The sequence below is a fragment of the Nodosilinea nodulosa PCC 7104 genome (assembly GCF_000309385.1).
Classification (GTDB): domain Bacteria; phylum Cyanobacteriota; class Cyanobacteriia; order Phormidesmidales; family Phormidesmidaceae; genus Nodosilinea; species Nodosilinea nodulosa.
The window spans coordinates 4,575,097-4,598,483 of sequence record NZ_JH976537.1 but is presented as its reverse complement, the minus strand read 5'-3'; the positions used below and the strand labels follow the sequence as shown (position 1 = coordinate 4,598,483).

Here is a 23,387-nt window from a genome sequence, read left to right as displayed (position 1 = left end):
GCCTCGATAGATTAAAAGCAGAGATCAAGGGCAGGCTCTGGACCTGAGACCAGGCAGCAGGTGGCGCAGGCCGCTAAACACGTAGCCCAACTGGCCGTAGGCATAGACCAGGTTTTCAAACCGCAGGGCGGGGTCTGGCCAGCTTTTAATTGCCTTAGCCAGCCCCCGCAGCAGGCACATACTTCGCACCTTCAACCGCTGCCCGGTCAGGGTGCGGGTCAGGTGTTCGCGGTAGCACTCGCTAATGCCCTGCCACCAGCTCCGGCGCAAAAACCAGCCCGGGTGCAGCCGCTCGGGGGCAACATTGTGGGCTACCTGCGCCTGGGGCACAAACAGGACCTCAAAGCCGCTGGCCAGGGCCTGCTGGGTCAGGTGCAGTTCTTCGTTAGAGAGCAGGTTTTTGCCGACCCGTCCCAGCTGGGGGTCAAAGCCGCCAGCGGCATCGAGGAAGGACTTTTTGACGGCGTAGTTGAGACCCCGTGGGGTCTGACCCGGGTCAGTAATGAGCCGAAGGCCGGGGCCTAGATCGTATGCCCCCAGGCTCTCTGCCAGCGTCGGCGATAGCCAGCGGGGGGAGGCTATGCCCTGGGGCCAGATTAGGCTCACCGCACCGCCCGCGATCGCGGCTTGGGCATGGTTCGCAAAGGCCTCTGCCAACGCCGCCAGCCACTGCGGCGAGGCCTCGGCATCGTCATCTAGGTAGGCCAGAATGCTGCCCCGCGCGATCGCCGCTCCCCGGTTGCGCGCCGCCGATAGCCCCAGCGTCCCCTCGTACAGGTAGGTCAGCCGGGGCTGGAAGGCCTCAACCACCGCCTTTGTATCGTCGGTTGAAGCATTGTCAATCACGATGACTTCATAGTTGACATAGGTTTGCTCCAGCAGGCTGGCGATCGCAGCCCCCAAATAGCTGGCCCGGTTATGGGTGCAAATAATGGCCGAAATTAAAGGCAGGGTCATCGCCAAAGCGCTGCTACAAGAACTAAATGCCAGCTCCAAACCCCCAACTCCAAACTAAAGTGGGCAGCCTAGAACCGCACTGATTCTAAACTGCCCACTTCATCGCTGGGACTACCGAAGCAGCCCTGAGCGAGGGGTATTTCAGGCGCGATCGGGGTTAGCGATGGTTGGGTTGGGGCTGATAGTAAACCTTAGCGCCCTGATCGGCTACATAGTGGCAGGCCCAAAATGACCGAGCAAAGCTTCGCCACACCGGCTCCTCAGAGCGCCGGTAGTAGCTGCCCAAAACAGGCACAATGGCCTCAGTCGCTGTCTTTAGATGATAGTGAGGGATACTCAGAAAAATGTGGTGGGCCACGTGGGTGCCAATGTTGTGGTGAATGGGGTTGATAAAGCCGTAGTCGCGGTCAATAGTCGACAGCGCCCCCTTGAGAAAATACCACTCATCTCCCCGATACCAGGGAATATTTGGCTCGCTGTGATGCAAAAACGTCACAAAATCTAGCCACATGACAAACACTAGATAGGGTGCCACGTAGTACTGCACCACAAACAGCAGGCCGTTGGTCACCCCCAGCCAGGCCAACGCCAAAACCATAGCTGCCCAGCACAGGGTGCTGACCAGCACATCGCGGCGCTCCGAAGGGCGAAACAGATCGCTACTGGGCATAAAGTGTGATCCGCTACGTCCCGACGATCTGAAGAACAGGTAGAACGGATAGGCCAGCAGAGAGCCGTAAAACCGAATAAACTTTTGCACCGCCGGCATAGTCCGATAGGTCGATTCATCAACCGGGTACCAGCTCTCGTCGGTGTCAATGTTGCCTGTATTGGCGTGGTGGGTGCGGTGGCTGATACGCCAGCCGTGGTAAGGCACCAAAATGGGCGTATGGGCCAGGTGTCCGACGACGTTGTTTAACCATTTATGGTGAGAGAATGACCCGTGGCCGCAGTCGTGACCCACCACAAAAAGAGCCCAAAACATGGTGCCCTGGGCCAGCCAAAAGACAGGAAAAAAGAGCCAGGAATTGACCGCATGGGCCAGGGCATACAGAGCGGCAATAATCCCAATATCTAAGCAGAAATAGGCCAGTGAGCGAATTGCAGAAGGCTGAAAACAGCGGGCGGGAATAGCAGCTTTGAGATCTTGAAGGGTGAAGTCTAATTCCTGAGCTGATCGAACATAGGCTGACAGCTCTGCATCTGTAGCCCCGGTCGAAACGCGATCTACTTGCACGAAAGTACCAATTTAACCATAGAGACAAACGCCCAGCTGCTTGAGCAAAAAATGAGCGGGCGTTACACAGCTTAACTTTTCGCGGCATAAAATTCTATCCCATGGAAGATGACCCGTCGGCTGGCGCGGTAGCTTGCGCACCCTCAAAGCTGCTTTGGGGATAGATGCGATCGCCCCCCAGTGCAGCCCCTAGCTCAGCCAAGCTTTTGCTATAGCCATAGCCATAGGCACGTTGGGTAGGACATCTAGAAACACCCTATGAACGTTCAAACGTTTGAGCGCTCATAGGAGCCATGTCTCAACCAAACTGGCTACAGCTATATCTACCCCGGCAGCAGACCCAGCAGCGATCCCAAAATTGGATGTTCTTCTGCCCACACCGACACCGACCCGCCGTTGCAGCGAAACTCCGCCCAGCCGTCCTCGTTGGTGGTAATCGTCTGGGGAATATGCCCCGTCAGGTCGTAGAAGGTGGTGTTGGGCTTACCTACCTCCATCCACTTGGTGCCCTCTGCCCCGTTGCTCAGCAGTACCGCCATTGCTCGGGGGTGGCTGTCCGAGCCCAGGCGAGTCCAGCCCACCACGTTGGGGTGATCAAAGTAGTCGTACTGGGGGCCGTAGGCAAAATGCTTGCGACCAATCAGCAGCCGGTCTAAAATCTCCCGGTGCGAATCTAGCCAGATCTCATACTCATGGCCGTCGCGGCCTTTGTCTACGTAGTGGGCACCATAGTAGTCGCAGTAAAAGATGCAGGGGTAGCCTTCCTCCCGCAGCAAAATCAGGGCATAGGCCAGGGGCTTAAACCACGCTTCTACTACTGACTCCAAGGCCTGTAGAGGTTGAGTGTCGTGATTCTCGACCAGGGTGACCGCCAGCAGGGGCATTTCTTTCACCACGGTATTGTCAAAAATAGTGCGCAGATCGTAGCTGCTACCTGCTTTGCTGGCCTGGTGAAAATTGTTGTGCAGCGGTGCGTCAAAGAGATTTAATCGACCGCCCGAATTGCCGGCATACCAACTCAACGCCCCTAAATCGTAGGTCCAGTACTCACCTACGCAGAACAGATCTCGCTGGGCATAGTGCTCTAGGTGACCCAGCCAATCGACAAAGAAGTCGCCGCAAATGTGCTTAATCGCATCGACCCGAAAGCCGTCTACACCGATGTGGTCAAGCATCCACTCGCCCCAGTATTTCAGCTCGCCGCATACCTCGGGGTGGTCAATGTCGAGATCACAGCCCATCAGGTAGTCAAAGCTGCCCAATTCCCAGCTCACTTTGTCTTCAAAGGTTTTGCCCTCCATCAGCCAAACGGCTTTGTAGTCGGGTTCAAAGCTGTTGTAGTCGATCGCATCAAAGTGATACCAGTGCCACTTCATGCTTGAGTATTTGTCTCCCCGGCCCGGAAAATTAAAGCCTGTCCAAGACTTGATCTTGCGCATCTCGCCCAGGGGCCGATGGCGATCGCTCGGATCCATTGGAGTTGCATTAAACTCCTCCTCAACATCCGCCGCCATTTTGTGGTTAAACACCACATCGGCGTAGATATTCAGGCCTAGATTGCGGCAGGTGTTGACAGCTGCCACAAATTCATCTTTGGTTCCATATTTGGTGCGAACCGTTCCCTTTTGATCAAATTCCCCCAGGTCAAACAAGTCATAAACCCCATACCCCACGTCGTAGCCGCCGCCGATACCTTTATAGGCAGGGGGCAGCCACAGGGCCGTAATGCCCGCGCGAACCAGGGCCTGGGCCTCCTCCCTAACGTGATTCCAGTGGTTGCCGTCGGCGGGGCTGTACCAGTGAAAATACTGCATCATCGTGCCGTTAAACTCTCCCTGCTTGTGCCGATTTTGAAGCGCGTCGGCGTTGGCCTCCAGCCATTCCCGCAGAGAGGCCTTAGCCGTAGTAGCTGCCTCTGTGGTGAGATTGGATCCAATAGTCCTAAACGTATCCTTTAGCTGCTGAAAAGGATTAGACATTGCAGTCACCGTAGGATGATAGTCCCATCACAATAGGCGTAAATCTTAAGGGTTGGGTAAAGGCTGGACCCTCACCGATCGACAATGCCTGCACGCCCCGGTGGGCCTGCCGCAGAGAATTACGCATTTTGTCAGTTCGCTATGGCACTCAGCCTAGTCAGTATTCTACGGGCCTTTGCAGAGGCAGCGCGTATTTGTCGCGATCGCACCAGCAGACTCCTGACTCAATTTCAGCCCAGTAAACCAGTTGCTCGCTGCTGCCCAAAATAGGCTAAATTTTCTAAATCAATCTCAACAACTCAACCCGACAATTCCTCGCTATGGTCGATAGCACAGGGGTTTTAGCAGCAATCTTAAATTTCAAGAAGCTTCTAAAACCAGCTCAGTCCTAAGCCTTAAACAGGCCTTAAGTATAAAAAAAACAGGTCAATCTGAAATTATACGTATAGGTCTGAATTCCATTAATCCTGGCCTCATAAAAATGTATCAATCCTGTGAAAACAGGCAGCAAAATCTAGCCTTGGCTATTTTTTTTGATTTGATGGCATTAGGCGCTTAGGCCTAGGACACTGCCGATTGCCCAGGCACAGCAGCCCTAAAACCTGAATAACCTGCTGTCATCATTGGGGTTTGCATCACCGTCCTAGACCGGTTTAATCAGCCGCGATCCTGTGGCGTTACCGATGCTCCTGCCCGCCCTCAGCCGGAAAAACCCTATAGCCCCCAGTCTCCTTTGATGACTCCTTTTCTTTTTACCCAGGGAGTACACCTTTGACTATGGCTACGTCTGCACCCCATGCGTCCACTGAGGCCCAGGTTGGCATCTATGAATGCGCTGTTACACTTAGATTTCGAATCTTAGAGGAAGATGGCGTTATGGCCGATCGCGAGCATTTGCTAGAGCTGCTGATCGACGCCTACTCCTACGGCAGCGATGAATTTGTAGAGCAGCTAGAGGCTCAATTAGAAGTGAACGAGGTATCGGCAACGGCGGCTTCGCCACTGATGCGTCGCCAGCTAATTAGACTCCGAAATTTGCCTGCCGCCTAACGCCATCCCGTAGCTTGGCTTGCAACAGGCAGCGCTGGGCACATCGCCTGTTGCGCAGGAACCTGACGGATCAGGTTCCCTCTGGGCTCTCAGGCCCGTATATTGGTTAGTAGGGCTTTAGGCGAAGCTTGGTAATCCCTAGGCCCTGTAGTTAGTTGCTGTAGCCTGAGACTATGAACAGTCCCTCTTGCCAACGGATGTTTGCCCGTTTAGGTCAGCTGTGCCGACAGGGCTTTTTAAACCTGCTTTTGCCGCTGTGTCTAGTGTTCGGGATTGAGGTTTCTACAGCTGAGGCGGTGGCAGTTTTTCAGATGCCCACGGTAGCTGCCGGAGAGTCGACCTGGGTTATTGATGAAGCTAGTTTGATCAGCCGCATCAACGAGAATAAGCTTTCGGGCCGCCTTGGAGACCTAGCTGCCGCCACCGGCAACGAAGTACGCCTGGTGACCATTCACCACTTTGACTATGGCGAAACCGCTCAGACCTTTACCGATAAGCTCTTTGAGCGCTGGTATACCACCCCGGCCGATCAGGCCAATCAAACCCTGCTAGTGCTCGATGAAGTGACCAAAACAGTTGGTATTCGCGTAGGTGAGCAGTCAGCCGCGCTGCTGGAACCTGAGATTGCTACCAGCGTTGCCCAAGAAACTGTACTTTACCCCCTGCTGGAGGGCGACAAATACAACCAGTCGTTTTTGGCCGCCAGCGATCGCCTAGTGGCGGTGCTCAGCGGTAAAGAAGACCCCGGCCCCCCGGCCTTTGATGACTCTTTTGACAGCGAAAGCACCTTTGCCAGCGCCGAGGAAACCGCCGAGAACCGGGGCAACAGCACAATTATTTTAGTTGTGCTCTTAGTGCTAGCCACAGTTATTCCTATGGCAACGTACTTCTGGTACGCGGGCTTTGGCAATTAGGCCAAGCTAGCTTTTTCAGTCCAGGCTAGAAGAGAGTTTTTGAGCCAGGCCACTGCCTTGAGTGAGATTAACGCTTGGTAGTTGCGGCGTTTTGTTCATTAATTACCAGAGGGCAGGGGCTGCCGTTGTTGGCCTCTGGTGGCACTAGCCCAACCAGGTGAGGTACTGGACGCGGGGTATACCCAACCAAAGAATCGCCTCGATAGGCCAGGGACGTGCTGGCCCCCGAGTCAAGCATTACCGCATCCCGCAGGCCTGCCTGGGCCAGCATTTCCCCGAGCTGCACCGAGTCCACCATGGTGTGGGTAACTCCTACTACCGGCTGTCCGGCCGTGTTAATGCCCCAAAAGGCACGGTGGCGATGGGCATCGAAATCAAACAGGCTGCCAAAGCTACTGGCGGGTTGGGGTAGGCCATCTTTAACCAGCCACGCCGCTGCGACAAAGGCGTCGGTTACACCCGGCAGTTCCCGAGCTAATCCAGCTAAAGTATTGTGGCGGTTCGCATCAAAAGGGACGAACAATACCCGATCAGGGCCAATTAGCACCAGGGGGCGACCGTTAAGCCGGGGCGTCTCTCCCCCATAGCCGGGCACAAACTGCCGCGTACTCTGGCTCAGCACCGGGCCAATCATCACGTTAGAGTCCAGGTATTCTAAGGAAAAGAAGCCGCCGTCAACAGCAGCGGCCAGGTTAGTACCCGCCATCATCTCTGGCAGCTGGTAGCGGCTGTTGGCGTGCATAGTCACCGGCCGACCACCGCTGATGAGGGAAAAGGATTGCCCATCTAGATCTATCTTTTTCAGCTCTACGGGCGTGTTGAAGCTAAATGCTGAGTTAGCCACTGCAACAGGTGCTGCCCCGGCCTCTGGGGGACCACCCCAGGCCGTATCTAGCAGCGTTGGCAGATTGGACTGACCGAATCGCTCGATGGCCAGTAGTGACTCTGAGGCTCCGGCAAACTGCTCGTTTTGCTCACGCATTGTAAATGCAGCTAAATAGCCAGCGTCGGCTACGGCCTGGGCCACCCGCTCATCGTAGTGGCCAGTGGGATAACCGAAGTAATGGATAGGGATGCCCAATTCGCTCTCCAGCCTTCGCTTAGACTCAACTACCTCATAGGCTAAGTCCTCGTCACTGAGGGCACGCATGTCAGCTGGATGGGTAACACTATGGGACGCAATGGTCACCAGCGGATCGGCAGCCATGATCTTGAGCTGCTCCCAAGTTAAGGTCGAGCGCCCGGCCACTTTGCCGTCTACCTTGCCCGGAAAAACAAAGAATGTAGCGGGTACATGGTATTTCTTCAAAAGCGGATAAACGTTCTCGTAGTGACCTACGTAGCCGTCATCAAAGGTGAGCAAGACAGGCTTTTCGGGTAGCGACGAGCCGGTGCGCAGGTGCTGTACCAGCTGATCTGCGCTGATGGGCGTAAGGCCATGCTCCAGAATAGTTTGCAGCTGAGCTTCAAACTCTGCGGGGGTAAGATCAAAAAAGACCTCCTTTGGTTCCAGCACATCGTGATACATCAAGACCGGCACCCGAGCCTCAGTTGCCCGAGGGTGAATGCTGGGCCAGGGAGCTGCCCCCAGTTGGGCAATTGCCTCAGTAACCCTGGGGGCCGTTTCTAGCCCCAGACCAACGCCTTGAAACAGCTGATTGTCTTTACGAGCGATCGCTTCTCCCAATCCCTGGGGGCGTTGGCACAGGCGCTCGCTGCTCACCGCTGTGGGAAAGGCGTCTACTCCTGGGGCATCAACTAAGGCAAACAGCTTAGTATCTAAGGCTTGAGGTCGATTTGCAGAGTTGGGTGCCGCATTTACAACACTGGCTATGGTAATAGCTCCAGTGGTCAGCGCGGCCGCCAGGGGTACGGCTGCACCCAACAAAAACGCTGCTGATCCCATAGTCAACAGTGTTCGCAGCCTTGAGGGCTTCATGCCAAATCTTTTTTTCCCGCCCTTGCCCATTGTGCTCACTCCCCACCAGAACATTAGCCCCGGCCCAGACCCATTACATATTACTGGGGAATGCTGACTTTGTTCGATTAAGGCGCTCCGTTTTTCGATTAAGGAACCATTAATCTCGATCAACTGGGTAGGGCCATCTCCTGCGGCTAGACTAGGGCGTAGTATGAAACAAATCCATTGTGCGATCGCCCTTTCCCATGACTGTCACCATTGCCTACTTGGGGCCTGAAGGCACCTATTCCCAGCTTGCTGCCCTAGCCTATGGTCTTGACTTAGAACAGCGCACGGGGCAACCCGCCGAGCTAAGGGCCATGCCTAGCATTCCTAAAGCCATCCAGGCAACTGCTGAGGGCTTAACTGACCTCACCCTGGTGCCTGTGGAAAATTCTACCGAAGGAGGCGTAACAACCACCCTAGATACCCTGTGGCAGCTTCAGCAGCTCAAAATTCACCACGCGATGGTCATGCCAATTCGCCACGCGCTGCTCTCCCGAGCCCAGCAGCTATCGGTAGTCAGCATGGTCTACTCCCATCCCCAGGCGCTCTCTCAGTGCCAGATTTGGCTAGAACACAATTTGCCCCAGGCCACCCTGGTGGCCACTCGTTCTACCACAGAGGCCCTAGAACACCTAGCCGACGATGGAGCAATAGCCGCTATTTCGTCTGAATGGGCGGCCCAGCTCTACAGCCTGCCTATTTTGGCCCACAATATCAACGATCACATCGATAACTGCACTAAGTTTTGGGTGCTTAAGGGCAGTAAACCTAACATCCAGGCCCTCAGTGGACAGTACACATCCTTGGCATTTAGCCTGCCCGTAAACGGCCCCGGTGCTTTGCTTAAGCCCCTGGATGTTCTTGCCCGCTACGGCATTAATCTCAGTCGAATTGAATCTCGACCCACCAAGCGATCGCTGGGAGAATATCTATTTTTTGTAGATCTTGAAACCAACGCCCATAGCCCAACCGGACAACAAGCTCTCAGCGAGCTTTTGGCCTGTACTGAAACCCTAATAAATTTCGGCACCTACAATTTAGTTGCCGTAGACCCCAGCCTGGCAGCTACCAAAGCAAAAGCCCAGTCTACTCAAGCACTTCTTTGAGGGCGGTTCGGGCTGCTAGGTGGTTTCGGGTAGAGGTTAGAATCTCAGCCTCACGCTCTAAACGCACGCTGGTGTCATCCATCTCTAATAAGGCCTGCTGTTCAAGGGCTACCCCATGCAGGTTGCTCGCGACCCAGTAGGACAGTTCAATGGGGATGTCGGGAATGTTGTCAGGCAGGTCAATATCTTGATTGGTGAGCTTGGCCGACAGGTGCACTACATCCCGCAGCAGACGATCGACATCAGAGGCAAGCGGGTGAAGATCTTGGCTAGTGGGTTTGTCTTCTACCCACTCCACCAGACCAACCCGGTAGGGTTTTTCCCGCACGTGGCTGAGCACCCGAAATCGCTGCTGACCAATGGTGAGAATTTTTAAGCGATCGTCAGGCAACCGCTGGTAGTGAAGAATTTCTGCGCAGCAACCAACCTGGGCCGGCTGCCCTGTGGCTGGATCCAGCATTAGTACTCCAAAACGACGATCGCTTTGGAGTATGGTATTCATCATAATCCGATAGCGAGGCTCGAACACATGAAGCGGCAGATGCCTCCCTGGAAACAGAACTAGCTCAGGTAAGGGGAAAAGCGGGAGTTCTCGCACAGATATGGACTCGGAGAATGCCATTGTCGCCTCTTGCGGGGTTCAAGCACGCCGTGCCAGAGCAAGGCAGGCTGTAACACTTGTTTACATAGGGGTATTCTAACCCAACTCCCCTACGAAATGCCGACGGTAGAGGCATTAGTCACCCAGCGAATTCTTTTACAGCGAACCCAAAGAGAACCCGCTAAACCCAAACGATTCAGCGGGTAAAACAGGTTACCTAAAGCTTCACTTCAATATCAACCCCAGCAGGCAAATCCAGCTTCATCAAAGCATCAATAGTCTTGGAGGAGGGCTGGTAAATATCAATAATTCTGCGGTGAGTGCGGCTCTCAAAGTGCTCGCGGGAGTCCTTATCGACGTGGGGAGACCGCAATACGCAGTAAATTCTGCGCTTAGTCGGCAGCGGAATGGGGCCAATAGCGGTAGCGTTAGTGCGATTAGCAGTATCTACAATTTTTTCGCAAGAGGTGTCAAGCAGTCTGCGATCAAAGGCCTTGAGGCGAATACGAATCTTTTGTTGCTGAATAGTAGCCATAGATCTGAAGGAAATAAATTGTCGAGGTACAGAAGAAACAGAAAACCCTAGAGACAGAATACAGGAGTGAATCCTTGGAAGGATCACTCCTGTATCTGCGGAGTCAGCGCTAGGCTACTTCAGGATTTTGGAAACCACGCCCGCTCCAACGGTGCGGCCACCTTCACGAATGGCAAAGCGCATACCCTGCTCAATGGCGATGGGGTTAATGAGTTCTACGGTCATCTTGATGCGATCGCCAGGCATAACCATCTCAGCATCGCTGCCATCATCAGCAGTGAAAGCTACAATGCTACCGGTTACATCAGTTGTACGCACGTAGAACTGGGGCTTGTATCCGGGGAAAAAAGGAGTGTGGCGACCACCTTCTTCTTTCTTGAGGATATAGACCTCAGACTCAAACTGAGTGTGGGGAGTGATGCTGCCAGGCTTGGCTAGCACCATGCCGCGCTCGATGTCTTCCTTCTGCACACCGCGTAGCAGCAAGCCTACATTGTCTCCGGCCATCCCTTCATCCAGGGTCTTCTGGAACATTTCTACTCCAGTTACCGTAGTGTTGCGAGTATCGCGGATGCCAACCAACTCAACGGTTTCGCCCACTTTTACCTTGCCGCGCTCAATGCGCCCGGTGGCCACCGTGCCACGGCCAGTAATGGAGAATACGTCCTCAACAGCCATTAAAAAGGGCTTGTCAATGTCACGCTCCGGGGTGGGGATATATTCGTCAACGCTGTCCATTAGCGCTAAGATTTTGTCCACCCACTCATTCTCGCCGCGCTTAGTAATAGGAGTGGTAGTCAGCGCCTCCACGGCCATCAGAGCGGAGCCAGAGGTAATAGGAATATCATCGCCGGGGAAATCGTAAGAGCTCAGCAGCTCGCGCACCTCTAGCTCGACCAGCTCGAGCAGTTCTTCGTCATCGACTTGGTCTTGCTTGTTCAAGAACACTACGATGCTGGGTACACCCACCTGCTTAGCTAGCAGGATATGCTCCCGCGTCTGAGGCATGGGGCCATCGGCGGCAGAGCAAACCAAAATGGCACCATCCATTTGGGCTGCGCCAGTGATCATGTTTTTCACGTAGTCGGCGTGGCCAGGGCAGTCAACGTGGGCATAGTGGCGATTTTCAGTCTCGTACTCCACGTGGGCCGTGTTGATGGTGATACCACGGGCCTTCTCTTCGGGAGCTGCATCGATCTCGTCATACTTACGAGCCTTAGCACCGCCAGCCGCTGCTAGCGTCATGGTGATAGCAGCCGTCAGAGTGGTTTTGCCATGGTCAACGTGACCGATGGTGCCGATGTTGACGTGGGGTTTATTGCGTTCAAACTTTTCGCGTGCCATTTACGTTACTTGTCCTTTCCTTTCTAAGCGTTCCCAGTGTTTTTAGAGATAATGGCCTCAGCCACGTTTCGAGGAACTTCGCCATAATGGCTAAATTCCATCGAAAAAATGCCCCGACCCTGCGTTTTTGAGCGGATGTCGGTAGCATAACCAAACATCTCAGCTAGGGGAACATGGGCTGTAACCTTTGCAACGCCAACTTCTGTTCCCATACCCTCGATCTGGCCCCGGCGGGAGTTCAAATCTCCCATGACGTCACCCAGAAAATCTTCTGGAACTTCAACCTCGACCTTCATGATCGGCTCTAGAAGGACGGGAGACGCCTTTAAGACGGCTTCCTTCATCGCCATTGACCCAGCGATTTTAAAAGCCATCTCTGATGAGTCTACATCGTGATAAGACCCATCAACCAGAGTAACCTTTAAATCGATTACTGGGTACCCAGCTAGGATACCAGATTCGCAGGCTTCTTTCATGCCCTGCTCAGCAGGAGAAATGTATTCCTTGGGAATGGTACCTCCCACAATTTTAGATGCGAATTCAAATCCACTGCCTTCATCGGCCGGTTCTACGTCAACAACAACGTGACCATACTGGCCTTTGCCACCGCTTTGGCGAATGAACTTGCCCTCGGCGCTGGTCGATTTGCGTATCGTCTCTCGATAGGCCACCTGAGGAGCCCCAATATTGGCTTCTACCTTGAATTCTCGCAGCATGCGGTCAACCAAGATATCCAAGTGAAGTTCGCCCATACCTGCGATTACGGTTTGGTTAGTTTCAGGGTTAGTGCTGACCCGAAAGGTCGGATCTTCTTCAGATAGGGATTGCAGAGCCTTGCCCAACTTATCCATATCTTGCTTGGTCTTCGGCTCTACGGCTACTGAAATTACAGGTTCAGGTACGTAGAGCGACTCGAGCACAATGGGCTGGGCAGGATCGCAGATGGTATCCCCAGTAAAAGTCTCTTTGAGTCCGATGGCGGCACCGAGATCGCCAGCCCGCAGCTCGTCGACCTCAATGCGATCGTCAGCTTTAAGCACAATCAACCGAGAAATTCGCTCTTTTTTATCTTTGGTGGCGTTGTAGATGTAGCTGCCCTTTTGCAGCACTCCAGAGTAGACCCGTACAAAGGTCAGCCGTCCATAGGGATCAGCCATAATCTTGAAGGCTAGAGCCGCCAGGGGGGCATCGTCATCGGCCGGCCGCTCAGCGATTTCACCGTTGGGCAGATGGCCCTGAATTGGCGGTACTTCAATCGGTGAAGGAAGATAGTCTACCACCGCGTCCAAGAGTAGCTGCACCCCTTTGTTTTTGAAGGCAGAGCCGCACAGCACTGGAACAATAGTGCCTTTAACGGTTCCCTGGCGCAGGGCCGTCATAATCTCGTTTGACGACAGCGGCTGCCCTTCAAAATATTTTTCCATCAGCGTATCGTCGGTTTCGGATACTGCTTCAACTAGTTTGGCGCGGTACTCTTCTGCGACGTCCAGCACATCGGCCGGAATCTCTGTATCCTCAAAATTTTGTCCTAGATCGTCATGGTAGATACGGGCGCGCATCGCAACTAGATCGACAACGCCCTGGAAACTGCCCTCAGTCCCAACGGGAATTTGAACTGGCACTGCGTTTGCGTCCAAGCGATCGCGCAGCTGACCGCACACCTTAAAGAAGTCCGCCCCAGTGCGATCCATTTTGTTAACGAAGGCAATGCGAGGCACACTATACCGATTGGCCTGACGCCACACCGTTTCGGACTGAGGCTGAACACCCCCCACCGAGTCAAAAACAGCAATTACCCCGTCCAAGACGCGCATAGAGCGCTCGACTTCAATAGTGAAGTCAACGTGGCCAGGGGTGTCGAGAATATTGATTTGATGGTCGCGCCAGGTCGTGCTAATGGCTGCCGCTGTGATGGTAATGCCGCGCTCTCGCTCCTGCTCCATCCAGTCGGTGACAGCGGTGCCGTCGTGCACCTCGCCAATTTTGTGCACAATGCCTGAGTAGAACAGAATACGCTCCGTGGTGGTGGTTTTGCCAGCGTCAATGTGAGCAGCAATACCAATATTCCTGATCTGTTCTATGGGTATTGTCCGAACCACAGGCACCTCCTCGTCACGCTATAGCTACTGTTTCGCTGTGCCAGAATAGATCTATTGTAGAAAGTGGAAACAGCGATCGCCAATCAACCAGATGTGCTGGGGCCGCAGCAGTAACCCTACAGACTTAGTAACGATAGTGGGCAAAGGCTTTATTGGCTTCTGCCATGCGGTGAGTCTCTTCACGCTTGCGAACAGCACCGCCGGTTTCGTTGGCTGCATCCATCAGCTCGTTGGCCAGACGGATTGCCATCGACTTGCCGGGACGCTGGCGAGCAAATTGAGTTAGCCAACGAAGGGCTAAAGCCACACTGCGCTCAGAGCGTACTTCCATGGGCACTTGGTAGGTGGCACCACCCACCCGGCGGGCTTTGACCTCCACCAGAGGCGAGGCATTGCGTACGGCCCGTTCAAACACATCTAAGGGATCGCCACCGCTGCGTTCTTTGATAATTCCAAAGGAGTTGTAGATGATTTTATCGGCCAGAGATTTTTTGCCGCTGGTCATCAGACGGCGACTCATCATGGTGATAAGACGGCTGTTGTAAACAGAGTCAGGCGGGATCGGACGCTTTTGAATAACGGTGCGGCGAGACATGATTCAAATTCCAGTAGCGATTTAAGGTTGCGCAGATAACCGAACAAAATTTCTTTTTTTGAGGCAAATAGAGCTATCAAGCGAATTTCGGCTCGTGTGCCCAAATCCAGCTAAATGACTGACATGCCCAGAGCGGAGTGAGGCTTTGAGCTAATTTGCTGGCCTAATTTTCGGGTTTAGAAACTTACCCCTTAGGACGCTTAGCTCCGTATTTAGAGCGACCTTGGCGGCGGTCTTTTACCCCAGCGGTGTCAAGGGTGCCGCGAATGATGTGGTAACGCACACCGGGCAGATCTTTGACCCGGCCACCACGAATCATGACTACGGAGTGCTCTTGAAGGTTGTGGCCAATGCCGGGGATGTAGGCCGTAACCTCAAAGCCAGAAGTAAGACGAACCCGCGCTACCTTCCGCAAAGCCGAGTTAGGCTTTTTGGGGGTAGTAGTATATACGCGAGTGCAAACCCCTCGACGCTGAGGGCAGCTCTTTAGGGCAGGGGACTTGGTTTTCTTCTCGGCTTTCTGACGCTCACTCCGGATGAGTTGCTGAATCGTGGGCATAGGATGCTTGTTGTGCTACGGCAGGTGGACTCAAGTTTTCACAAGATCTAATGCTAGCACTGCAAATCGGCTTTGGTCAAACGCAGGAATTTTTGGCTGGGATGCTCCGCCTTCAGCCCGCTGACAACCCACCGGTACAGTCTTGGGTGACTGGGGCGTCGGCTTTGAGTGAGAAAGCGTTGCCGCAGCCGCAGGTGCGCTGGGCGAGGGGATTGATGAAGCGAAATCCTCCGCCCATTAGGTCCTCGGTGTAATCAATGGTGAGGTCTTTGATCAGGTCTAAGTGCTTTTTTGGCACCGCTAGGGCAATATCGTTGCAATCTAGCACCGTGGCAGTGTCAGCGGTCTTAGGAATGGCTTCAGCGGTCAGGTGATAGGTCCATTCGGCACAGCCACCACGCTCTAGGGTAAGGCAGATCTGGGGGGGCTTATCGGTACTGGGAGCCTGCTGAGCAAGCAACCGCTTAAATTCTTGGGCAGCGGCAGGGCGAATATGAATCATTGCGGTAACGGCTACAAATCTACAAGTAAAAAGCAGATATCGGCTATGGTGCTGAGCTTAGCACCATAGCCGATATCTGCTGAGCTAACTCGGCTCAGACAGCTGGTCAAGCGGCAGGAGCAGCCTAGCGCTAGACGGTCTCGGCGCGGGAGTAGTCGTCCTGAAAACGAACGATATCATCTTCGCCCAGATATTCGCCGTTTTGCACCTCAATGAGCACTAGAGGAATGACGCCTACGTTTTCTAAGCGGTGCTGGGTGCAGGGGGGCACGTAGGTGGATTGGTTGCTGGAGAGCAGAATTTCACTGTCGCCGCAAACCACTTTAGCGGTGCCGGAGACCACAATCCAGTGCTCGCTGCGGTGGTGGTGCATTTGCAAACTGAGTCGATGGCCAGATTTTACTTCTATCCGCTTGATTTTGTAGCCGCGACCCTCTTCGAGAACTGTGTAGCAGCCCCAGGGACGCAGGCCTGTCTCGGCGATTTCTTTACCGTTGCTGGTGGCCAGGGCCAGCGCAGCGGGCTGAATTGACTCTTCCAGTTTTGGCATGGTGAAAGTTCTCCTAGAACCTGAAGTTTAAACTGCGCCAGGAAAGGCGACTCTGGGGCTGCATTTTTCAGGGTGCCCATTCCTGTGAGACCGTTGCTTTAGCTCAAAGGTTTCATCTTGGCGGTCTGGGAATTCAGGCCGCTTTTCTTTCAGCCAACAGTTTAACAAGGGCGGCTAGACACCCAAAGGATTCTGGCTGACAAGAGGGATAACCATACGAAGTCTTTACACCCTGCTTTTTCATGTTAAGGAACTGATGGCCCTTGCTTGGAAACTGCGCCGCGGCTGGATCTACTGGATAAAGAGTCCGATGCCGTTGTTGACCCGAGCGGCCGTGCGGGGAGAACGGTTGATTAGCCGTCCGCCTAGGTAGAGGCTTGCTGAACTGCCACCGTCTAGATTGAGGGCGTCGATCGCGCCCAGCTGGAGCATGATTTGAGCGAGTTGGTTGAGGGTGGGACCCGGGCCGGCAGGGCTTTGGTGTACAGCGACTAGCAAAATGCTGCTGTCGGAAGTCGTGGCAATGGCGCTGCGAGGGGCCGCCTGGGTCGCGAAGGCAGAGCTGAACTGCTCTAGACCGGCATTGAGCACCTGGACGCGATCGCGAATTAGCAGAGGCCCGCCGCCGACCAGGTTGGGGAAGGGGGCCAGCGTAGCGGGCAATACCTCGGAGCTCAGGGCAACCTGCTGACCCCGGGGTAACGCCTGAGCTGCTGTAGCGTAGGATCGCAGGGCCAGAATGTAGCCATCAGTGGGGATGAGCAACCCACCACCGCCAAGGGCGCTGGCGGCCTGTTGGTTCGCAACGGCGTCATTCACCACGGTAATGAGGATTTCCCCCTCTGTGATGGGTCGGTAGGCAGGCCCCCAGGCCGATGTGTAGAGACCGATGCCCGCCTGGACGTAGCCGCTGTTAATGGCTTGGATCGGAAAAGTCTGCCCACCAGCTGCGGTGAGGGTTTGATTTAAAAAAAGGCGCTCCATGTGCACCTGACCCCGATCGTTCCAGCCCACGGCGCCTCGGCTGAGGATAGGCCCTGAAATCCAGCTGTTGTTGCTGCGCACGGCGCCTAGCGGGTATTGGTTGTTGCGGTTGAAAAAGCCTGCATTGATAGCGGCGGCGGCCTGCCAGCGCTGTGCAATGGTAGTCAGCGGTGCCGTACCCACTGCCGTGGTGGGATCAGTCCAGATCGGGCGGAGGCTGACCTGGGCGGGGTCAAGCTGAAGCCAGTAAACGGGGAACATCTGCCCGGCTGCGGAGATATACCGCTGTTGCCAGCGCACGCCGGGAGCCCAGGCAATGCTGTGGGGCGGCAGGCTATCGGCACGGATGTCTACGATAATTTGGTTGGTTTGAGTAACAAGGTGGGGCGGATGGCTGGCGCTGGCCTGGAAGCGCAGGCCCCCAGGGACAGGGGTGACGGTGAGCGATCCCAGCTGGGCTCCGGCGGGAGATGCGATCGCATCTTGGATCACGCGATCGCCAGCGGTGGCCCCCAGCGTGAGGGTGAGCGAATCTGCACTGTCGGCCAAACTAACCGGGGCAGGGCCAGATAGATCGATGATTAAACGCTCTTGGGCTTCTCGACGGACGGCTACTATCTGGGCCGGGGGAGTGGCGATCTGCAGGGTGCTGCCCTGCGCCTGCACCTGCCAACCGTAGCGCTGGGCCAGTGGCGCGATGTCGAGGTATCGATAGCCGCCGTGAACCCAGGCGGCCAGTTCCACCGGGCGGCCTGGCTCCGTGAACCACTGGACTGGCTGACGACTGGGGTCACTATTGCTGAGCAGGGTGGCACCTAGCTGATCGGTAACCCCGTAGTCAGCGAGACCCACCTGGCCGTTGGCGATCATCCAGGGAACAGCAGCCTGAGCCCCATTGAGGCTCAGAGTTTGCCCCTGGGTCGTGGGAGTGACGGCTATAGCAATGCCGTCTGATGCCGGAGAAGGTTCGGTGGCGACGGCCAGTGGCGCGATCGCCCCTAGCAGGCTGAGCGAAAACCATCCAATCGCGGCCCAGCGACAGCCATGGCGACGAAGAAAGGGCCACGGGGCTAAGCCTAGCAGTCTAATCATAGAAAAAATGCAGTCAATAGCTGAATAGTACAAGTGCGAAGGACCGGGTGCCGAGCCGCTTGAGGAGGATAGAACGGCGGTTTTGAAACAATCGCTACCGTCCCGTCGGATTAATTCTAAGAAGCTGGGATTAAATGCCAGAATTAGGGTTTGTAAACTACTGATAAAGTCTGTAAATTACAGATAAAGCGCGGCGCGCGCCAGTGATTTTTAGCCGAAGGTAACTGCCCTATATCCTTCAGCTAAGGCTAAACCAATTGGAACGAAATGGATTAGCCCAGTTCTAGATGTTTCTCCCTGGCTCACTTGGACCGTGGTGAGGCGCCCGGATTTTGGGTCGGTTTCCTTGGCTCGGGCGCTGAGTTGAACACCTGGAGTCTTGCTGATAGAGGACAATACCGCTAGTCTTAATCCTCCTGGATGCATAGCTTAGTTTTTGGACCGCTATTTTTTCCTTAATTTCTCTTCCATGGGACGTACACCTGTGAATCAACCCTATCTACCCCAGCAGCCCACCCGTTCTGAGTGGTTAAACTGGGGGCCAAAGTCACTGGTCGAAGAACGTGATGCCTGCGGGGTAGGTTTTTTGGCCGATCGCCAGAATCGTCCTAGCCACGATTTGGTGGCGAAGGCTCTGGCAGCCCTTGACTGCATGGAGCATCGAGGGGGCTGCTGCGCCGACCAGGATTCTGGCGATGGGGCGGGGGTGATGACCGCAATCCCGTGGGCGGTGCTGAATCGCTGGGCCCAGGGCCAGGGGCAGGGGGAGCTAGAGGGCGATCGCACCGGAGTAGCCATGATGTTTCTCCCCAACCACGAGGCTGCCGCCGCCTTCGTGCGTGACACCTTCGACCAGGTGGCCCAAAAAGAAGGGTTGAGCGTAGTAGGGTGGCGCCCTGTGCCGGTGCGTCCCGAGGTGCTGGGGGCACTGGCAAGGCAGTACCAGCCCCGCATTGAGCAGCTGATTCTGGCTTCGGCCACTGTAACCGGGGACGATCTAGAGCGCCTTTTGTACCTGGTACGTCGCCAGGTACTGCGCCTAACGGCAAATGTTGCGCTTGATCCCAGCGATCCGTCAGCGGAGATGCTGGCGGGTCTGAAGGAGTTTTACGTGTGCTCCTGCTCCTGCCGCACCATTGTGTACAAGGGCATGGTGCGATCGGCGGTACTGGCCGCGTTCTACGAAGATCTGCGCGATCCTGACTACGTCAGCGCTTTTGCTGTGTACCACCGCCGCTTTAGCACCAACACCATGCCTAAATGGCCCCTGGCTCACCCCATGCGGCTGCTGGGCCACAACGGCGAAATCAACACTCTGGTAGGCAATATCAACTGGATGGCGGCCCGTCAGGCAGATCTATACCATCCGATCTGGGGCGATCGCTTCGACCTGCTAAAGCCCATTGTCAATGCCGAAAACAGCGACTCGGCCAACCTGGACAACGTGATGGAGCTGCTGGTGCGATCGGGCCGCTCTCCCCAGGAGGCGCTGATGATGATGGTGCCTGAGGCCTACAACAATCAGCCTGAGCTGGACGCCTATCCTGCAATCACCGACTTCTACGATTACTATGGGGGCCTGCAAGAGCCCTGGGATGGTCCGGCATTGATTGTCTTTAGCGATGGCACCCAGGTCGGAGCCACCCTAGATCGCAACGGCCTTCGCCCGGCCCGCTATGTGGTCACCAAAGACGATCTGCTCATGGTGTCCTCGGAGGCCGGAGTGCTGAACGTGGCTCCTGAGCAGATTGTGGAAAAGGGCCGCCTTGGCCCTGGCCAGATGATTGCGGTAGACCTGCACAGCCAGGAAATTCTTAAAAACTGGGACATTAAGCAGCGGGTTGCCGCCCGGCACCCCTACGGCCAGTGGCTCGAGGAAAATCGGGCTGAGCTTCAGCCCCAGCTATTTGCAGACGCCCCCCTGTACGCTGCCGCCGACCTGCTGCGCCAGCAGAGCGCCTTCGGCTACACCGCCGAAGACCTGGACATGATCATTCAGGACATGGCCGCCCAGGGTAAAGAACCCACCTTCTGCATGGGCGATGACACCCCTCACGCGGTGCTGTCGGAGAAGCCGCACCTGATTTATGACTACTTTAAACAGCGGTTTGCCCAGGTTACAAATCCGGCTATTGACCCCCTACGCGAGCGGCTGGTAATGTCGCTGGCTACCCAGCTTGGCTCCCAGGGCAATCTGCTGGATGAGCGACCCGAGTATGCGCGGTTGCTGAAGCTGGAAAGCCCGGTCATCAACGAGGTGGAACTGGAGCAAATCGGCACATCGGGGTTTGCGACGGTCGCCCTCTCGACGCTGTACTCCATCACGGATGGCCCCGCTGGTTTGGCCAGCGCCGTAGAGGTTCTGTGCGATCGCGCCGACGAGGCGGTCAAAGCGGGCAAGGTGATCCTGGTGCTCAGCGATCGCGTAGACGGCCAGGGCAATTTTGTCCCCCTGAGCGCCGAAACTAGCTATATTCCCCCCCTGCTGGCGGTGGGGGCTGTGCACCACCATCTAATTCGCAACGGGCTGCGCATGCGTGCCTCCCTGGTGGTAGACACCGCCCAGTGCTGGAGCACCCATCATTTTGCCTGCCTGATTGGCTACGGGGCTAGCGCCGTGTGTCCTTACCTGGCCCTGGAGTCGGTGCGCCACTGGTGGAGCGACAACCGGACCCAAAAGCTGATGGAGACCGGAAAACTGCCGGTATCTACCCTCAACGGTGCCCAGGACAACTACCGCAAGGCGGTGGATGCGGGGCTGCTCAAAATTCTCTCCAAAATGGGAATTTCGCTGATTACCAGCTACCGGGGAGCGCAGATCTTTGAGGCCATTGGCATTGGCCCCGACCTGCTGGATCTGGCGTTTCGAGGGACTACCTCTCGCCTGGGGGGACTCTCGGTGGCGGAGCTGGCCCAGGAAACCATCAAGTTTCACCAGCGGGCGTTCCCTGAACTTACGGCAAAGCGCCTGCAGAATATGGGCTTTGTGCAGTCGCGGCCCAGCGGCGAGTACCACATGAACAACCCCGCCATGACCAAGCTGCTGCACAGGGCCGTGGCCGATCGCCAGTACGACCATTACGAGCTGTACAGGGCTCAGCTGGAGCATCGTCCGCTCAGCGCCCTGCGCGACCTGCTGGACTTTGAGAGCGATCGCCAGCCCATTCCCCTCGACCAGGTGGAGTCGGTGGAGTCGATTATGGGTCGCTTCTGCACCGGGGGCATGTCCCTGGGGGCGCTCTCCCGAGAGGCCCATGAAGTGCTGGCGGTGGCCATGAATCGCATTGGCGGCAAGTCAAACTCCGGCGAAGGTGGCGAAGATCCCGTTCGCTTTAAGGTGCTGTCAGATGTCGACGCCGAGGGGAATTCCCCCACCTTCCCCCATCTGCGGGGGCTAAAGAATGGCGACACCGCCAGCTCGGCCATCAAGCAGGTGGCCTCAGGCCGCTTTGGGGTAACCCCGGAGTACCTGATGCACGCCAGCCAAATTGAGATTAAGCTGGCCCAGGGGGCTAAGCCTGGTGAGGGGGGACAGCTGCCGGGCAAGAAGGTCAGCCCCTACATCGCCATGCTGCGCCGCTCAAAACCGGGGGTGGCGCTCATCTCGCCGCCGCCTCACCACGATATCTACTCGATTGAAGACCTGGCCCAGCTCATTTTCGACCTCCACCAGATCAATCCCAAGGCCGGAGTGTCGGTGAAGCTGGTGTCGGAGGTGGGCATTGGCACCATTGCGGCAGGGGTTGCTAAGGCCAATGCCGACGTCATTCAGGTGTCAGGGCACGATGGCGGTACCGGAGCGTCGCCCCTCAGCTCTATCAAGCATGCTGGCGTCCCCTGGGAACTGGGGCTGACCGAAGTGCATAAGGTGCTGATGGAGAATGATCTGCGCGATCGCGTCACCCTGCGGGTCGATGGCGGCCTTAAAACCGGCTGGGATGTGGTCATGGGCGCCCTGATGGGGGCCGAAGAGTTTGGGTTTGGCTCCATCGCCATGATCGCCGAGGGCTGCATTATGGCCAGGGTCTGTCACACCAACAACTGCCCCGTGGGCGTCGCCACCCAAAAAGAGGAGCTGCGCCAGCGCTTTACCGGCATCCCTGAGCACGTAGTCAACTTCTTCTTCTACATTGCCGAGGAGGTGCGATCGCTGCTGGCCCGCCTGGGCTATACCTCGCTCCTCGATATTGTGGGCCGGGCCGACCTGCTCAAGGCTCGGGCCAATGTATCGCTGGCTAAAACCGGCAATTTAGATCTGTCTACCCTGATGAATTTGCCCGACGGGCGCGGCGATCGCGCCTGGCTCAAGCACGAAGCAGTGCACAGCAACGGCTCGGTGCTCGACGACGAGATCCTGGCCGATGTCGATATTCAGAAGGCGATTCAAACCCAGGGCAGCGCCACCAAGACCTACTCCGTCGTCAACACCGATCGCACCATTGGGGCTCGGGTGGCGGGGGCGATCGCCGAAAAGTACGGCAACGCTGGCTTTGAAGGACAGCTCAACCTCACCTTTGAGGGCAGTGCCGGCCAGAGCTTTGGGGCATTCAACCTGCCTGGCATGACGCTAACCCTGGTAGGCGAGTCGAATGACTATGTCGGCAAAGGCATGCACGGCGGTGAAATTGTGGTCAAGCCCCCGGCCGGTGTGACCTACGATCCCTCAACCAACGTCATTGTTGGCAACACCTGCCTCTACGGCGCCACCGGGGGTACCCTGTACGCCCTGGGCACCGCCGGGGAACGGTTCGCCGTGCGCAACTCCAAAGGTCAGGCCGTCATTGAAGGGGCCGGGGATCACTGCTGCGAATATATGACCGGCGGCGTGGTGGTTGTGCTAGGCCCGGTGGGCCGCAATGTGGGGGCCGGGATGACCGGCGGACTGGGCTACTTCCTAGACGAGGACGGTAATTTCCCGGTCCGGGTTAATCCTGAAATTGTTAAGGTGCAGCGCGTCCTCACTGCCGCTGGAGAGGCGCAGCTCAAGGCCCTAATCGAAGCTCACCTGGCCCGTACCGGCAGCCCCAAGGCCAAAAAGATGCTGGCCAACTGGAGTGAGTACCTGCCCAGGTTCTGGCAGGTGGTGCCCCCCTCTGAGGCCGACACTGCCGAGGCCAGCTCAGGCCAATCAAACACAACCAGCCCGGAAAAGGTGCTCAGTTCCACCAGTCAGCCGTAGCCCTTTGGGGGCGATCGCAGCGGTCTGCTAAAAAGGGAAAATATCCCTATTTGGCTGGCCGCCGTTGCCCGCAGGTCTATTTCTGAGCCAGGGTATGGCTATGTGCTACAGTAAACCTCTGGTCATGGCACGTCGTCA

At 56.0% G+C, this 23,387-nt stretch carries 17 protein-coding genes; 4 read left to right on the top strand and 13 right to left on the bottom strand.

Annotated elements, in window-relative coordinates; translation table 11 throughout:
- Nucleotides 1–24: 24 nt before the first annotated feature.
- From LEPTO7104_RS0121365 to LEPTO7104_RS0121355, 3 genes are all read right to left on the bottom strand, one after another.
- A complete protein-coding gene (locus tag LEPTO7104_RS0121365; RefSeq protein WP_017300634.1) occupies nucleotides 25–957 on the bottom strand; it encodes a glycosyltransferase family 2 protein in 933 nt (310 codons plus the stop codon).
- 157 nt (nucleotides 958–1,114) lie between these two features.
- Nucleotides 1,115–2,194 (bottom strand): fatty acid desaturase, encoded by a 1,080-nt coding sequence (locus LEPTO7104_RS0121360; RefSeq protein ID WP_017300633.1) that lies wholly within the window; start codon nucleotides 2,192–2,194, stop codon nucleotides 1,115–1,117.
- 323 nt (nucleotides 2,195–2,517) lie between these two features.
- Complete coding sequence (locus LEPTO7104_RS0121355; RefSeq protein WP_017300632.1) at nucleotides 2,518–4,173, bottom strand: alpha-amylase; 1,656 nt, start codon at nucleotides 4,171–4,173, stop codon at nucleotides 2,518–2,520.
- Between the two features lie 777 nt (nucleotides 4,174–4,950).
- Between LEPTO7104_RS0121355 and LEPTO7104_RS34775 the strand changes: the two genes are divergently transcribed.
- Both LEPTO7104_RS34775 and psb32 read left to right on the top strand, forming a co-directional pair.
- Nucleotides 4,951–5,223 (top strand): Npun_R1517 family heterocyst differentiation transcriptional regulator, encoded by a 273-nt coding sequence (locus tag LEPTO7104_RS34775; RefSeq protein WP_051158523.1) that lies wholly within the window; start codon nucleotides 4,951–4,953, stop codon nucleotides 5,221–5,223.
- A 173-nt stretch (nucleotides 5,224–5,396) separates the two neighbouring features.
- Nucleotides 5,397–6,137: a photosystem II repair protein Psb32 gene (gene psb32, locus LEPTO7104_RS0121345; RefSeq protein WP_225887023.1), complete on the top strand. Its 741-nt coding sequence runs from the start codon at nucleotides 5,397–5,399 to the stop codon at nucleotides 6,135–6,137.
- Between the two features lie 67 nt (nucleotides 6,138–6,204).
- On the opposite strand, the gene LEPTO7104_RS34770 is transcribed toward psb32, so the two are convergent.
- Entirely contained in the window at nucleotides 6,205–8,043 is a 1,839-nt protein-coding gene (locus LEPTO7104_RS34770; RefSeq protein ID WP_017300629.1) for a polysaccharide deacetylase family protein, read from the bottom strand.
- 260 nt (nucleotides 8,044–8,303) lie between these two features.
- On the opposite strand from LEPTO7104_RS34770, the gene pheA reads away from it, so the two are divergent.
- Nucleotides 8,304–9,209: a prephenate dehydratase gene (pheA, locus tag LEPTO7104_RS0121335; RefSeq protein ID WP_017300628.1), complete on the top strand. Its 906-nt coding sequence runs from the start codon at nucleotides 8,304–8,306 to the stop codon at nucleotides 9,207–9,209.
- Here the strand turns inward: pheA and LEPTO7104_RS0121330 are convergent.
- The 9 genes from LEPTO7104_RS0121330 to LEPTO7104_RS0121290 form a co-directional block, all read right to left on the bottom strand.
- On the bottom strand, nucleotides 9,190–9,831 hold the full coding sequence (locus tag LEPTO7104_RS0121330) for an LON peptidase substrate-binding domain-containing protein (RefSeq protein ID WP_026072931.1): 642 nt from the start codon (nucleotides 9,829–9,831) through the stop codon (nucleotides 9,190–9,192). The genes pheA and LEPTO7104_RS0121330 overlap by 20 nt on opposite strands.
- 196 nt (nucleotides 9,832–10,027) lie before the next feature.
- The gene (gene rpsJ / locus LEPTO7104_RS0121325) at nucleotides 10,028–10,345 is read right to left on the bottom strand and encodes a 30S ribosomal protein S10 (protein ID WP_017300626.1); all 318 of its coding nucleotides are present in this window, start codon (nucleotides 10,343–10,345) and stop codon (nucleotides 10,028–10,030) included.
- A gap of 114 nt (nucleotides 10,346–10,459) precedes the next feature.
- Nucleotides 10,460–11,689 (bottom strand): elongation factor Tu, encoded by a 1,230-nt coding sequence (tuf, locus tag LEPTO7104_RS0121320; protein WP_017300625.1) that lies wholly within the window; start codon nucleotides 11,687–11,689, stop codon nucleotides 10,460–10,462.
- A 23-nt stretch (nucleotides 11,690–11,712) separates the two neighbouring features.
- Nucleotides 11,713–13,788 carry an elongation factor G gene (gene fusA / locus LEPTO7104_RS0121315; RefSeq protein ID WP_026072930.1) on the bottom strand — a complete coding sequence of 692 codons (2,076 nt, stop codon included), beginning with the start codon at nucleotides 13,786–13,788 and terminating at the stop codon, nucleotides 11,713–11,715.
- 124 nt (nucleotides 13,789–13,912) lie between these two features.
- Nucleotides 13,913–14,383 (bottom strand): 30S ribosomal protein S7, encoded by a 471-nt coding sequence (gene rpsG, locus LEPTO7104_RS0121310; protein WP_026072929.1) that lies wholly within the window; start codon nucleotides 14,381–14,383, stop codon nucleotides 13,913–13,915.
- A 184-nt stretch (nucleotides 14,384–14,567) separates the two neighbouring features.
- On the bottom strand, nucleotides 14,568–14,942 hold the full coding sequence (gene rpsL / locus LEPTO7104_RS0121305) for a 30S ribosomal protein S12 (protein ID WP_017300622.1): 375 nt from the start codon (nucleotides 14,940–14,942) through the stop codon (nucleotides 14,568–14,570).
- 112 nt (nucleotides 14,943–15,054) lie between these two features.
- Nucleotides 15,055–15,444, bottom strand: a complete 390-nt coding sequence (locus LEPTO7104_RS34765; RefSeq protein WP_017300621.1) for a HesB/IscA family protein — start codon at nucleotides 15,442–15,444, stop codon at nucleotides 15,055–15,057.
- Nucleotides 15,445–15,574: 130 nt separating this feature from the next.
- Nucleotides 15,575–15,994, bottom strand: a complete 420-nt coding sequence (locus tag LEPTO7104_RS0121295) for a cupin domain-containing protein (protein ID WP_017300620.1) — start codon at nucleotides 15,992–15,994, stop codon at nucleotides 15,575–15,577.
- A gap of 291 nt (nucleotides 15,995–16,285) precedes the next feature.
- Entirely contained in the window at nucleotides 16,286–18,070 is a 1,785-nt protein-coding gene (locus tag LEPTO7104_RS0121290) for a phosphodiester glycosidase family protein (protein ID WP_155523724.1), read from the bottom strand.
- Nucleotides 18,071–18,539: 469 nt separating this feature from the next.
- Between LEPTO7104_RS0121290 and gltB the strand changes: the two genes are divergently transcribed.
- Nucleotides 18,540–23,249 carry a glutamate synthase large subunit gene (gene gltB / locus LEPTO7104_RS0121285; RefSeq protein WP_051158522.1) on the top strand — a complete coding sequence of 1,570 codons (4,710 nt, stop codon included), beginning with the start codon at nucleotides 18,540–18,542 and terminating at the stop codon, nucleotides 23,247–23,249.
- Nucleotides 23,250–23,387: the final 138 nt, after the last annotated feature.